The organism is Leifsonia sp. Leaf336 (assembly GCF_001423695.1).
Classification (GTDB): domain Bacteria; phylum Actinomycetota; class Actinomycetes; order Actinomycetales; family Microbacteriaceae; genus Leifsonia.
Genome location: NZ_LMOZ01000003.1, coordinates 297,827 through 311,143, shown reverse-complemented (window position 1 = coordinate 311,143; position 13,317 = coordinate 297,827). Strand labels below are relative to the sequence as shown.

13 protein-coding genes are annotated in these 13,317 nt (G+C 69.7%); 7 read left to right on the top strand and 6 right to left on the bottom strand.

Annotated elements, in window-relative coordinates; genetic code table 11:
- Window positions 1–16: 16 nt before the first annotated feature.
- On the top strand, window positions 17–829 hold the full coding sequence (locus ASF88_RS16745; RefSeq protein ID WP_235493534.1) for a fumarylacetoacetate hydrolase family protein: 813 nt from the start codon (window positions 17–19) through the stop codon (window positions 827–829).
- Here the strand turns inward: ASF88_RS16745 and ASF88_RS16740 are convergent.
- Window positions 817–1,623 carry an oxygenase MpaB family protein gene (locus tag ASF88_RS16740; RefSeq protein WP_442915043.1) on the bottom strand — a complete coding sequence of 269 codons (807 nt, stop codon included), beginning with the start codon at window positions 1,621–1,623 and terminating at the stop codon, window positions 817–819. The two genes, ASF88_RS16745 and ASF88_RS16740, sit on opposite strands and share 13 nt — an antisense overlap.
- A 253-nt stretch (window positions 1,624–1,876) precedes the next feature.
- On the opposite strand from ASF88_RS16740, the gene cofE reads away from it, so the two are divergent.
- On the top strand, window positions 1,877–2,674 hold the full coding sequence (cofE, locus tag ASF88_RS16735) for a coenzyme F420-0:L-glutamate ligase (protein ID WP_055921400.1): 798 nt from the start codon (window positions 1,877–1,879) through the stop codon (window positions 2,672–2,674).
- Here cofE and cofD read toward each other — a convergent pair.
- From cofD to ASF88_RS16715, 4 genes are read right to left on the bottom strand one after another with little or no spacing between them, the layout of a single operon-like run.
- Window positions 2,657–3,619 (bottom strand): 2-phospho-L-lactate transferase, encoded by a 963-nt coding sequence (gene cofD / locus ASF88_RS16730; protein WP_055921397.1) that lies wholly within the window; start codon window positions 3,617–3,619, stop codon window positions 2,657–2,659. The genes cofE and cofD overlap by 18 nt on opposite strands.
- Window positions 3,616–4,392, bottom strand: a complete 777-nt coding sequence (locus tag ASF88_RS16725; RefSeq protein WP_055921395.1) for an ABC transporter ATP-binding protein — start codon at window positions 4,390–4,392, stop codon at window positions 3,616–3,618. The genes cofD and ASF88_RS16725 overlap by 4 nt, the downstream gene beginning before the upstream one ends.
- Window positions 4,389–5,438, bottom strand: coding sequence for an iron chelate uptake ABC transporter family permease subunit (locus ASF88_RS16720; RefSeq protein ID WP_055921392.1), 1,050 nt, complete (start codon window positions 5,436–5,438; stop codon window positions 4,389–4,391). The genes ASF88_RS16725 and ASF88_RS16720 overlap by 4 nt, the downstream gene beginning before the upstream one ends.
- On the bottom strand, window positions 5,435–6,418 hold the full coding sequence (locus tag ASF88_RS16715) for a putative F420-0 ABC transporter substrate-binding protein (protein ID WP_055921390.1): 984 nt from the start codon (window positions 6,416–6,418) through the stop codon (window positions 5,435–5,437). Before ASF88_RS16715 ends, ASF88_RS16720 begins: the two co-directional genes overlap by 4 nt.
- Window positions 6,419–6,726: 308 nt before the next feature.
- Here ASF88_RS16715 and ASF88_RS16710 point away from each other — a divergent pair, with 308 nt between their 5' ends.
- The 5 genes from ASF88_RS16710 to ASF88_RS16690 are packed head-to-tail and all read left to right on the top strand — an operon-like array spanning window position 6,727 to window position 12,216.
- The gene (locus tag ASF88_RS16710) at window positions 6,727–7,767 is read left to right on the top strand and encodes a BMP family ABC transporter substrate-binding protein (RefSeq protein WP_055921387.1); all 1,041 of its coding nucleotides are present in this window, start codon (window positions 6,727–6,729) and stop codon (window positions 7,765–7,767) included.
- A gap of 11 nt (window positions 7,768–7,778) precedes the next feature.
- Complete coding sequence (locus ASF88_RS16705; protein WP_162242591.1) at window positions 7,779–9,308, top strand: ABC transporter ATP-binding protein; 1,530 nt, start codon at window positions 7,779–7,781, stop codon at window positions 9,306–9,308.
- Window positions 9,298–10,434 carry an ABC transporter permease gene (locus ASF88_RS16700; RefSeq protein ID WP_082519038.1) on the top strand — a complete coding sequence of 379 codons (1,137 nt, stop codon included), beginning with the start codon at window positions 9,298–9,300 and terminating at the stop codon, window positions 10,432–10,434. The genes ASF88_RS16705 and ASF88_RS16700 overlap by 11 nt, the downstream gene beginning before the upstream one ends.
- Window positions 10,427–11,347 carry an ABC transporter permease gene (locus tag ASF88_RS16695; RefSeq protein WP_055921377.1) on the top strand — a complete coding sequence of 307 codons (921 nt, stop codon included), beginning with the start codon at window positions 10,427–10,429 and terminating at the stop codon, window positions 11,345–11,347. Before ASF88_RS16700 ends, ASF88_RS16695 begins: the two co-directional genes overlap by 8 nt.
- Complete coding sequence (locus ASF88_RS16690) at window positions 11,344–12,216, top strand: alpha/beta hydrolase (RefSeq protein WP_055921373.1); 873 nt, start codon at window positions 11,344–11,346, stop codon at window positions 12,214–12,216. Before ASF88_RS16695 ends, ASF88_RS16690 begins: the two co-directional genes overlap by 4 nt.
- Here ASF88_RS16690 and ASF88_RS16685 read toward each other — a convergent pair.
- Window positions 12,206–13,309, bottom strand: coding sequence for a DmpA family aminopeptidase (locus ASF88_RS16685; RefSeq protein WP_055921370.1), 1,104 nt, complete (start codon window positions 13,307–13,309; stop codon window positions 12,206–12,208). The genes ASF88_RS16690 and ASF88_RS16685 overlap by 11 nt on opposite strands.
- Window positions 13,310–13,317 lie beyond the last annotated feature (8 nt).

Sequence of the window (13,317 nt, the reverse complement as noted above, 5' to 3'; positions counted from 1 at the left end):
GGTTGCGAACGGTCGCGTGTACGACGTGACCGACCACGTAGGGCGGGTCGAGTCCGTGTGGGATGACGTGGTCGAGGGGCTCCCGCTCGTCGGTTTACTCGCGTCACTGGAGCTCCGATCGCTACGTTCCCACGACATCGCCGATGTGGTGCTGGAGGCACCGGTACCCCGGCCCGGCAAGATCATCGGTGCCCCGGCCAACTATTACGAGCACATCCACGAGATGCCGGATTCGGCCACGATCCGCGAGTGGGGCGCCTTTCTCAAGGCGCCGACCTCGGTAACCGGACCCGGGTCCACCGTCCAGCTGCCCTACTCGGATGTGCGCACGGACTACGAAGGCGAACTCGCCGTGGTGATCGGGAGGGGCGGGCGGAACATCGCGGCCGAGCATGCGCTCGACCATGTCCTCGGGTACACCTGTCTACTCGACATCACCGTGCGTTCCACCGAGGACAGGTCCACTCGGAAGTCCTTCGACACCTTCACGCCGCTCGGCCCGTGGATCGTCACCTCGGACGAACTGCGTGATCCCGGTGAGCTGGAGTTGACGCTCTCCGTCAACGGGCAGCTCCGCCAGTCCACCTCGACGAGCACGATGATCTTCGGTGTCGAGGAGCTGATCGCGTACATGAGTTCGGTCATGACATTGGAGCGGGGTGACGTGATCGCGACCGGCACGCCGGCGGGCGTCGGTCCGATCGCGAACGGCGACAGGATCGATCTGAGCATCACCGGTATCGGCACACTGTCGGTCTCAGTGTCCGACGCCGACGCGATCCCTTATCTGACTCGCCCTGGTCCGAAGGCGGGCCTTTACACCGACTGACCCGGCGAGCGGGAGATACGGTCCCGGGCCGCTCGTTCGCTTGGCGACCTCGGGCCCACGGCGACTGCGGCGAGAGCGAGGGTGACGCGGGTGAGGGTGATCGCCGGCCATTTCGGTCGCTTCAGCCCGAGCAGCGCGCGGTATCCGACCGGCAATGTCGCAACGGCGGCGCCGAACAGCACCGGATAGATCAACCGGTAGGGCAGCGGCAGGGGCGGCCGGCGAAGGAAATGGGCGACGTCGGCCGCTCTTTCGTCGAACGTCAGATCGTGGTCGAACGATCGCATGACGGCGATGAGCTCAGCGTAGTCTCGGGGCGGATCGTCCACTCCCATCAGGCGACCCGCCACGGCCCACTCCGAAACGTAGCCGTCGCGTCCGCCGGGAGGGTTGCCGCGCAAAGCGGTGAATGCGCCGAGAAAGGCCGTGGTGAAGGCTGCGTGCACCCAAAGGGACAGGTCCGAGTCGTTCGCGGAGTACGACCTCTCCTCGTTCGTCGCGGTCGCGTACGTGCCGTGCACGGGCTGATGGATGCGCCGCACGTGGGCGGCCGCGTCCGTCGCCGCCTCGCGACTTCCGAATGTCGTGAGCGCGAGCCAGGCTATGGTGCGGTTCAATCGCCCCAGCGGGTCCGAGCGGAATCGGGAGTGATCGTAGACGCCGGCCAACGCTCCCGGGTGCAGGAGCTGGATGAGGAGGGCCCGTATCCCGCCGACGAAGGTCGTCAGCGATCCGTTGACCGCCCAGGATGCGGACTCCGGGCCGAAGAATCCTTCGTCGTCCCCACGCTCGATGTCGGCTATCCACGGTGGGCGGGATCCCTTTCCGGATCCTCGCCGCCAATGAAGGACCTTTCCGGCGGCCTTCGCGTTGCCGGCGTTATTTAATCCGTGCACGGAATAATTCTAGCCTTCCATCGTCTCCCCGTTCTGTCGCGCTTGACGGGGTTTCTTCGGGGACAGTGTCGACATTCCGGGTGTGGGACGATTCAGTGAGATCGAACGACCCCTACCGATCGTCGAGTAGTGCAACGAAGGAGCGAGCTACGTGTCATCGAGGACCCTGTCCGTTTTCGTACTGGACGGTATTCCGGAGATCCAGAGAGGCGATGATCTGGTCGGCGTGATCTGCGGCGCGGCGGGTGGCTCACTTCAGCCCGGTGACATCCTCGTTGTGACCAGCAAGATTGTTTCCAAGGCCGAAGGTCGCGAGGTGCCCGCGGTCGACCGTGAGCTGGCCATCGAGCAGGAGACGGTGCGTGTCGTCGCCGAACGCGTCCACGATGGGGGAGTGACGCGAATCGTAGAGAACCGGAACGGCCTTGTGATGGCGGCCGCCGGTGTGGACGCCAGCAACGTCGCCGACGGCATGGTGCTTCTCCTTCCTGCGGACCCGGATCTTTCCGCGCAAAGGCTCCGGGAGGGAATCCAGCGGACGCTGGGCATCGAGGTGGGCGTGATCGTGTCCGACACATTCGGGCGCCCATGGCGGCTCGGGCAGACGGACGTCGTGATCGGGGCGGCGGGCGTGACCGTGCTCGTGGACTTCCGCGGCGTCGAGGACACCCACGGTCACGCGCTGGTCGTGACCGCGCCCGCCGTGGGCGACGAGATCGCCGCGGCAGCGGACCTCGTCAAGGGCAAGACGGGTGGCACGCCGGTCGCGGTCGTGCGCGGTCTGGAGCACCTCGTCTCCGGTTCGGCGTCGCCGGGCGGTGCCGCCCTGCTGCGGCCCGCGGTGGATGACCTCTTCTCGCAGGGCGCGGCCGAGGCCTACGCCGCCGGGTTCGCCGCCGGTCGCGCGGCGGCAGGGAAAGCGGTCGCGGAGTCAGAGGCTGAGCGCTAGCACGAGAGTCCGACGGGCGAGCTCCCGAGCGGCATCCGCGTCCGTCATGAGCAGCGGTGCAACCTCCGCAGTGATACCCGAGGCCGCCAGGACGGCGACGGCGTCGCGGTCGACCGTGTCCAGCAGCCACCCGTCAAGGAGTCCGGAGTCGGAGCGTGCACCGTAGTGGCGCGCGACCCCGGCCGCGCTGCAGTCCACCCCGATCGCGCTCAGACACTGGTCGGCCATCCCACGGACGGGCGCGTCCCCGATGATCGGTGAGACGCCGACGACCACTGCGCCGGTCGTCGCGATCGCATCGCGTACGCCCCGGACCTCCAGTATCCGACCGATGGAGACGACCGGATTGGAGGGCGCGAAGACGACCACGTCGGCGTCGCGAACAGCCGCAAGCACGCCGGGAGCGGCAGCAGGAGGAGACCCCAGCTCGCGCCCGAACGCCGCCGCAGGCTCTGAGGCGCGCATCCGCACCCACCACTCCTGGAAATGCACGGTCCGTCCGTCCCGTAGTCGGACCAGGGTCTCGTCCGGTTCGTCTGTCGCGGGGATGATCGCGGCCGGGATGTCCCATCTGCTGCACAGCGCGGCCGTCGCCTCGCTCAACGTCCAGCCCTCCGTCAGGAGTCGAGTCCGAGCCAAGTGCGTCGCGATGTCGAGGTCGCCGACCGTGAACCAGGAGGTGCCGAGCCCGTACGCGGACAGCTCCGCAGCGACGCGCCCGCTGTCTCCCGGACGCCCCCAGCCGCGCTCGTCGTCGCCGACGCCGGCCAGCCGATACATGACCGTGTCCAGGTCGGGGCATACGCGGAGCCCGTTCAGCCAGATGTCGTCGCCGACGTTGACGACGATGGTGACCACGCCGGAATCGCCTGGTCCGAGCGCGTCGAGCAGGCCCGCCGCGAACGTCGACCCGCCGACGCCGCCCGCGAGCACGACGATGTTCACGGCCGTTCCCTGAAGCGGAACGCCAGACCATCGCTCGTCGCGAGCAACTCCGTGCGCACTCGGAAGACGCGCTCGACCACCGCGGGACTCAATGCGTCTTCCGCTGTCCCCCTCGAAACGACACAGCCGTCGTGCATCACCACGATCTCGTCGGCGAACTCGGCAGCGAGGTCGAGGTCGTGCAGGCACGCCACGACCGTCATTCCCGTCGAGGTCAATCGCCGCGCGATTCCGAGCACGGCCAGCTTCCCTTCGATGTCGAGGTGATTGGTCGGCTCGTCGAGGAACAGTACGGCGGGCTTCTGGGCGAGCGCCCGCGCGATGTGGGCGCGCTGGCGCTGTCCGCCGGAAAGCCGGTCCCAGCGCTGGCCGGCCAGAGCGGCCAGCCCGACCTGGGTGAGCACGCCCTCGATGATCGACCGATCTTCGGGGCGGATGCGTCGGAGCATCCGGGAGTGCGGGATCCGGCCGAGTCCGACCACCTCGCGCACCGTCAGGGCGGAGTCGGTCTGGGCGAGCTGCTCGACGAGTGCGACGGTCGCGGCGCGGACCCGCGCGTGCAGGCGCGAGACCTCGGCGCCGTCGATCTTCACGGTCCCGGCACTCGGCCGGACGATCCCGGCCAAGGCGAGCAGCAGGGTCGTCTTGCCCGCCCCGTTCGGGCCGGTGAGCGCGAGGAACGTCCCTGGCGCGACGTCGAGCGAGACCCCCGAGAGGATGGTGCGTCCGTGACGGCGCACCTCCACCTCCGTCGCCTGGAGCCTGGCAGTCACGCGCGCACCCTCCGTCCGGCGAGGAGTGCAGCGAGTGTCGGAGCACCCAGTAGGGCGGTCACGATCCCGACGGGGAGCTCCCTCGGCGCGAAAGCGCTTCTCGCGACGGTGTCGGCGACGATGAGGAACAGTGCGCCGGCCAGCGCGCCGAGCAGCAGGAGCGGCTGGTGCCGGGGTCCGATGACCAGGCGGAGCAGGTGCGGGACGACGAGCCCGACGAACCCGATGGAGCCGCTGATCGAGACGAGGACGCCGGTCAGCAGCGAGCAGCCGACCAGGAGCAGGACGCGCGTGGTGCGGACAGGAACGCCGAGGGAGGCCGCGGCCACATCTCCGAATGCGAAGCAATCGAGCAGCCGACCGGACGCGGCGAGCGGAGCGCCCGCGACGACGAGCGCTCCGACGGCCACGAGCGCGCTGGGCCAGGTCACCCCGGACAGGGAGCCGAGGAGCCAGCCGATGATGTCGCGGTAGGAGTCCCCGGTCGAGCTCCAGAAGATGACGACGCTCGTGAGAGCGCCGCAGAAGGACGACACGGCGATGCCTGCGAGCACGGTGGTCGCCGGTGCGAGTCCGCCGCGCGCCGAAGCCAGCCCCAGCGTCGCCACCAGCGCGAGCCCGGCTCCTCCGAACGCGGCGAACGGCAGGGCGACGGCGAGGCCGAGCAGCACGACGCAGACGGCGCCCAGCGAGGCGCCGGAGGAGAGACCGAGCAGATACGGTTCCGCGAGTGCGTTGCCGGTGACGCCCTGCATCACGACCCCGCACAACGACAGTCCGGCTCCGACGGCGCCCGCGGCGACGATGCGCGGCATGCGCAGGCCCCAGACGATGCCGTCGGCCAGGGCATCCGGCCGCCCGGCGGTCAGGCCGAGGTGACGGCCGATGACCTCGAGCGCGACCGCGGGTGAGATGCCCGCGGGCCCGCTGCAGATCGCGAGCAGGATCACCAGCGGCGTCGCGATCAGCAGGGCGACGGCGATCGCCTGAGGAAGCGCGCGCGTGGCGTGGTGACGGCGAGCGGCGGGAGTGGTGGCTGTGCTCATCGGGCGTATCCCAGTGCAGCGAGGGCGTCGGAGAGCTCGATCGTCTCCGGAGCCGTTCGCACGCCGGCCTGGCTTGCGGCGAAGGGGACGACGACGAAACGCTGATCGCGTACGGCACGCAGGCCCGACGTCGCCGGGTTGTCCTGAAGGGCGCGGATCTTCTGCTCGGCCGTGTTCCAGCTCGCATCGATGAGGACGATCACGTCGGGGTCGCTCGCCGCCACCGCCTCCCAGCTCATCGTCGCCCAGGTGTCCTTGATGTCGGCGGCCACGTTCGTGAGCCCCACGGTGCGCATGATGAGGGCTGGAGCGCCCGTGTCCGCGCCGACGTAGGGGGCATCGGTGCCGGACGAATACCAGAGCGCAGTGACCTTCTCAGCGAGGGGTCGCACCGAGGCGACCTCCCGTTCCTGCTCGGCTATGAGCTTCGACGTGTCGACGTCGAAGATCCTGCCGACCTGGCGGATCTCGCGGTAGATGTCCGCGAACCTCAGTCGCTTCGGCTCGAAGGCGGGCTCTTTGCATGCGGCGGGGGAGACGTATGAGGCGACCCCCAGCGACTGCAGGCTGGTGCGGTCGCCCGCGCCCTGAGCGGACACGTTCGACTCCCAGCCTGCGTATACGAAGTCGGGATGCAGGGCGAGCAGCGCCTCCTCCGACGGCACGCCGTCCGACAGTGCAGGGAGACCGGCGGCGGCTTTCGCCCATTGCCGGGGCACCGGACCGTCGGCGAAGGCCGTCCCGACGATCCTGTCCTGGAGCCCGAGCGCCAGGAGCATCTCCGTCGAGGTGGATTTGATCGTGACGACCCGTTTCGGGGCGGCCGCGACGACGAGCGGAAAGCCGCAGTTGTCGATGCTCACCGTGGATGGCGCGGACCGTTCGGCCGAGGCGCCGGCACCGGGACCGGCGCACGCCGTCAGTGCGAGGGTTGCGGCGATGAGGGCCGTCGCGGAGAGACGGCGCTGGAATGCGGACATGGGAGGGCCTCCGGTCGATGGCTGTGACGCGCGACAGTCCCGCGCGCGGCGCCTCCCGGAAATCGGCGGTGGCTGGTGGCGGACAGAGCGGCCCGCCTGCCGCACGGTGACTGTAGCATCCGGTCGCGATGATGCAAAAGGTTTTATTAGATGCGCACCCAAAGAATCTTTTGACTTGCTCTAGCGCTCTGAATTGACGGCGGTCTACAGTTGCAAAAACGTTTCGCAAGAGTGAAGCGTTCGTTCTGATTGCAAGCACCGCAGCGACGCGAGTTCGCGTACCCGACTCACCACCGAGGAGATCCGCAATGCGATCGAAATACCTGGCAACTGCAGCCCTGGCGGCAACGGCACTGATCCTGATCAGTGGATGCGCAGGGCAGTCCGGAGGACAGACCACCTCCGGCTCCGCCCGTAAAGTCCTGCTCGTCTCGAACCAGCCCCTGGACCCCGGCACCTCCGGCGGCGAGATCGTCGCCGACGGTCTGGACGTCTGCAAGGCGAACGGCTGGAAGACGAGCTCCATCGTCGTCCCCGATATCAACCAGTTCGAATCGACGCTGGCGACCGCCGCCCGCGGCGGCTACGACATCATCGCGACGACGTTCCCGCCGATGAGCGACGCGACCGTTGCCGTCGCCGACGCCAACCCGAAGACCAAGTTCCTGGCGATCTACCAGTTCAGCAACACGAGCGGCACCACCCATCCCAACGTCGCGAGCAGCTCGTTCTCGTACGAGCAGACCGGTTACCTGTGGGGCATCGCCGCGGCCACGCTCAGCAAGACCGGCAAGATCGGCGTGGTGAACGGCATGTCCGAGCCCGGCAGCAACACCGTCATCAACGGCGCGATCCAGGCGGCGAAGACGATCAATCCGGACATCCAGTTCACCGTCACCTACACGAACTCCTACAGCGACCCGGCCAAGGGCAGCGAGAACGCGGCCGCCCTCATCAACAGCGGCGCCGACGTGCTGTTCGCAATGGCCGACCAGTCGAACATCGGAGTGATCGACAAGGCCAAGGAGGCCGGCGTCGCAGTCATCGGCGACACCGCAAGCCGCATCGCCAGCTACCCGAAGGGCATCGTCGCCACGCAGCCGCTCACCTTCGGCGAGCCGCTGGCGCGTGCGTGCAAGGGCGACTTCAAGGGTGGCAAGCACACGGTGTTCCCGCTGTCGAAGGCGGGCGGCGACCAGATCGTGTCCGAGGTCGAGGCCTGGGTGAAGGCCTCCGGCTCGCCGAAGGGCACCGCCGTGGCCGAAGCCGTCACCACGGCGTGGAAGGAACTGCAGAGCGGGTCCCTCACCGTCGCGGCCGACGGGAACGAACCCGTCAACGGCAACTGAGGATGGCCGGCGTGACAGCGGTGGTCGAGCTGCAGGGCATCACCAAGGCCTATGGGGCACTCACCGCACTCGACGACGTGTCTCTCGTCGTGCCGCACGGCACGGTGCACGGCCTCGTCGGGGAGAACGGCGCGGGCAAGTCGACCCTGATGAAGGTGCTGTACGGCATGGTCAGGCCAGACAGCGGCGAACTCCGGATCGACGGCCGACCGCTGCGCGCCGGCTCGACTCCGGCGGCACGTGCCGCCGGGGTCGGGATGGTCCACCAGCATTTCGCACAGGCGGAGTCGATGAGCGTTCTGGAGAACCTAGCCCTGGCGAGCTCGGACTCCGGTCCCCGAGCCAGGCCGCTCGACCTCCGGGCTGTCGGCAGGCGCGCGGCCGAGGTCGCGGCCGGTCTGGGCTTCGAGCTGGAACTGCGAGCGCGCATCGGCCGGCTCTCGGTCGGCGCTCGCCAGCGCGTGGAGATCGTGAAGGCGCTGCAGGCAGGCGCACAGGTCCTCATCCTGGACGAACCGACGGCGGTCCTCGCCCCTCGCGAGATCGAGGAGCTGATCCGGACGATCCGGTTGCTCGCGGCCTCCGGCACAGCCGTCGTGTTCGTCTCGCACAAGCTCAACGAGGTCGTCGCCGCGTGCGATGAGATCACCGTGCTGCGGCGGGGTCGTGTCGTCGGCCGGTCGGACGCGCGCAGGACGACTCCGAGCGAGATCGCCCGAATCATGACGGGGGAGGAGCCGGGCGTTCTGCCCTCCCGCGACACCGAACCGGGTGAGCCCGTGCTTCAAGTGCGCGACGTCAGCGCGAAGAGCAACTTCGGTGTCGTTGCGGTGAACGCGGTGAGTCTCGACGTACGGGCTGCCGAGATCGTCGGGATCGCGGCGATCGAGGGAAACGGGCAGGACGAGCTGATCGACGTGCTGACAGGCCTGCGACGGCACACTGGCGGCTCCGTCGCCATCGACGGCACCGACGTCACAGGGCTGGAGCCGCGTGCCATCCGTGCCCGCGGCCTCGCCCATGTCCCGGCCGACCGCCTCACGACGGGCACTGCGCCGACGCTGTCGATCGCCGACAACCTGGCTGCGACGAACTACCTCGCCGAGTCGCGCTGGCGGCTCCTCCGGCGCGGAGTCATGCGCCGGCAGGCCGCCGAGTCCATCGTGGCATTCGACGTCAGAGGCGCGGCACCGCTCGGAGCGATCGGCCGCCTCTCCGGAGGCAACATGCAGAAGGTGGTGATCGCGCGTGAGACGGCGAAACGGCCGAGGGTCCTCGTGGTCGCGCATCCCACTCGCGGAGTCGACCTCAAGGCGATCGACCGCATCCACCGTCACATCCTGGCGCTGCGGGATGCAGGGACCGCCGTCCTGCTGCTCTCCAGCGAGCTCGACGAGCTGCTGGCGCTGAGCGATCGCGTCATCGTGATGTTCCGCGGACGGGTGGTCGCCGACCTGACCGCCGCGGAGGCGGAGGCGGCCGAGATCGGAGAGTTCATGACGGGTGCACGGGCGGCATCGGAGGTCTCGGATGCGCGCTGAACGACTCAGGGCCGTCGTGTGGCGGCTCCTCGCGGTCGCGGTCGGGCTTGCGCTGTCGGCGGGTGTGATGGCGCTCACGGGCAACGACATCACGGGCTTCGTCGGTGCGATCGCCGACGGGTTCGGGTCCAACCTCGATTCGACCCTCCGCTGGTTCGCGCCGCTCCTCCTCGCCGGCGTCGCCGGTGCGATCGCGTTCCGCGATGGCGCCCTCAACCTCGGCCTCGACGGGCAGATCTTCATCGGCGGTGCCGCGAGCGCGACTGTGGCCATCGTCGTCGGTCCCTCGCTCCCTCCGGCGGTCGTTCTCGTGTTCGCCGTCGCGGCGGGCATCGTGGGCGGCGCGCTGGTCGCGGGCTTCGCCGGTCTTCTGCGGCTGTGGTTCGGGACTCCGGAGGTCATCACGACTCTGGTGCTGAACCCGCTGTGCGCACTCTTCGTGACCTGGCTCGCGGGCGGTCCGCTCGCGGCCGAGTCTGCCGGAGGCAACACAGAGTCGAGTGCGATTCTGCCGCCGGCGCTCTGGCTGCCATCGCTTGCTCCGGGGTCGCTCGCGAGCGTCGCGGTGTACCTCGCCGTCGGCGTCCTCGTCGCCACAGGCGTGTACTACGCGTGGACGACCTGGGGCTTCGAGTCGAGGGTATTCGGCGCGTCACCGCAGTTCGCCTTCTACGCGGGCATCCCGAACGTGCGTGTGTACTTCCGCGCCATGCTCGCCAGCGGGGGCATCGCCGGGCTGGTCGGCGCCGGCGAAGTGCTCGGCGTGCAGCACCGGCTCGCGAAGGGGTTCAACCCCGGTCTCGGCTTCGACGGCATCGCCGTCGCCCTGGTCGCCGGCCTGTCGATAGTCGGGCTGGCGTTCTCCGCCCTGCTGTTCGCCCTGCTGCGACAGGCCGGCGAGGTCGCCCAGATCACCCTCGGTATCCCGGCGGAGCTGGTGGACGTGATGATCGCGCTCATCATCCTCACCACGAGCGTGCCGGCCGCCGTCTTCTGGCACCGCCGCTCGCGCCGCAGACGCGAGTCCAGGAGCTCGGCCGCGCCGCCGACGCCCCCGTCACGACAACCGCAGGAGGACGCCCCGGCACACGTCCTCGACTCACCGCAAGGACAGCCCAGTGTTTGACCTCCAGTTCTTCTCGTCCACGCTCACGACCGTGGCGCCGCTGCTCCTCGCGGCGCTCGGCGCCCTGCTTTGTTTCCGCTCCGGCTTCTTCAACATCGCCATCGAGGGCCAGTTGCTCGTCGCAGCCTTCGCGGGTGCCATCGTCGCGAAGGCGACGGGAGATCCGCTGCTCGCCGTCGTCGCGGCGTGCGTCGCCGCGATCGTGCTCGGCGCGATCGTCACGGTCGCGACGTTCGTCTTCCGCGTGGACGCGATCGTCGCCGGCATCGCCGCCAACTTGCTCGCCGCGGGCGTCACCGCGTTGCTGACCCGCCAGCTCTCGGGAGGAAGCAGCTCGATCGTCGTCTCGGAGGGGCGGCTTCCGCGGGTCTCGGCCGACGTCGCCGACCGTATCCCGCTCGTCGGAGGGCTGATCGCCGGGCAGACGCCGCTTGTGTTCCTGGCGTTCGCTCTCGCCCTGGCGCTCGCCTGGGTGTTGAAGCGCACTCGGACCGGCCTCGCGATCCGAGCTCTGGGCGAGAGCGTGGAGTCCGTCGGCGGCGCCGGGATCAGCGTGGCCCGCATCCGTACAACCGTGACCGTGGGCTGCGGCATCCTGTGCGGACTCGCCGGGGCTCAACTTGCGCTCGGCCCGGCGACGAGCTTCTCGGTCGGGATGACCAACGGGCGCGGCTTCACAGCGATCGTCGCTGCGATGATCGGGACCACTGTGGCGTCGGCGACACTCGGCACCTTTCTCTTCGGGATCGCCGAGGCGGTCGGGCTGCGCGTGCAACTGTCCGACACCGGACTGCCGCAGCCCGTCGTGCAGATGGTGCCCTACATCCTCGCGCTCATCGTGCTCGCAGCCGCGTCCCGAATCGCGCTGAATGGCGTCGACCCCGTGCAACGGCGAATACTGCGACAGCAATGATCGGGTCGGGCCTCGATCCGCAACTGCTCGCCGACCGTGCGGCGTACGAGCAGTGGGCAGCCGAGCGCCCGCTGCCTCCTGACGTGCGTCGGATGCCCGCGCCCGCCCTCGGTCTCGGGTCCTTCTGGATCGCGCGGCGGGATGTGGAGGCGGACGCCCCGGTCGTCGTCTACGTCCACGGCGGTGGCTTCCGGGTCGGCTCGCCCCGGACCGGGGCAGTGGTCGGCGCGGCCATCGCGGCGCGCGTGTCCGTTCGCATCCTCACGGTGGGGTACAGCCTGGCGCCCGAGCATCCGTTCCCCACCGCTGCGGCCGAGGTGACGCTCGCCCTCGAGGCACTCCTCCGGCACGAGCCCGCCGTGCCGGTGATGCTCGCGGGCGACTCGGCGGGGGCGAACCTCGTCTTGTTCGCTCTGCGGCACAGCGGCATCGCGGCGGCCCGGGTGCGAGGGGCGGCGCTCCTGTGCCCTCTGGTCGACCTGACCGACGCGGCGTGCGCGTCCCCGGCGAACTCGCACGACACCGGTCTGTCGACGGAGGTGTTCGCCGCGATCCGCCGGGACTACCTGAGCGCTCTGCACAGGGCCGGCCCGGACGACCCGGACGTCAGCCCGGTACGGGCGAGGCTGGCCGGGCTGCCGCCGCTGTTCGTCCAGTACTCGGCGGCCGAGCTCCTGGGTCCGTCCATCGCGGGATTCGTGACCAGAGCACGCGCGCACGGGGTGGACGTGACGGTCGATCGCTGGGCGCGCCAGTCGCACCTCTGGCAGCGATTCGCCGGCGACGATCCGGCGTCGGACGGGGCCGTCGACCGGCTGGCGCGGTGGCTGCGCCAGCGACTTGCCGGCGGCACCTCCGTCACCCGATGAGCTGGGCGAGTCGGTCGTGCGGAAGGGCGTAGGCGACGATCCCGTCGCGGCCCCGCATGGTCTCGGCCGCCAGGAGCGCGTTCACGACCGCCTCCTCCGCGGCGTCGACGACGGCGTCGAACAGGGCGCCGACAGCCCGCCCGTTCAGCGCTTCGACAGAGAAGACGCCCGCACCTGTCAGGTTGTGATCGGGCGGGACAATTCCACGGCCCGCGGTGCTGAAGGCGAGGAAGAGGTCGCCGCTCGAGTTCTCCCCGGTACTGCCGGCGCGCCCGATCCCGAGGCCGACGCGTTGCGCGAGCCGACGGCATTGATGCGGCAGCAGCGGAGCATCTGTCGCCACGATGCCGATCACCGAGCCGGCGCCGCCCGGGAGGTCGGAGCGGGGTATGGGCACCTCCGCGTGCGGGATGAGCCGGCCGACGGGGCGGCCGTCGATGACGAGGCGCTCGCGACGCCCGTGGTTGGCCTGCAGCAGCACCCCGACGGCGTAGGAGGAGGCCCCGACCTCGACGATGCGGGAGCTCGTTCCGATTCCGCCCTTGAAGCCGTGGCAGATCATCCCGGTCCCGCCCCCGACCCCGCCCTCCCGGACGGGACCCGAGGAGGCGGCCGCCAGTGCCGCGTACACGTCGGTCGCGGTCACGTGCTGGCCGTCGATGTCGTTGAGGATCCCGTCCCAGGTCTCGCCCACGACGGGCAGGTACCACTGGTCGCCCTGGGTCCGGCGACGGCGGACCGCCGCCGCCACCAGGGCGTCACGGACGACACCGGCCGAGTGCGTGTTGGTCAGAGCGATCTCGCTGGTCAGCAGCCCGGACTCCTCGATCCACTGCACACCCGTGAGTTCCCCGTTGCCGTTGAGGCGGTGGAAGCCCGCGAAGACCGGTTCGTCGACGGGGTCGCCGTCGTGCGGGCGGATAACGGTCACCCCGGTCCGGACAGGGCCGCGCCCGGTGCGCAGGCCGCCGTCGCCCGTGACGATCGTCGCGTGGCCGACCGTCACGCCCGGGACGTCCGTGATCGCGTTCCAGCGGCCGCGGGGGAGGTCGCCGAAGGCGAGTCCGAACTGCTCCGCGCGTCTGCGTTCCACGGGGCCGG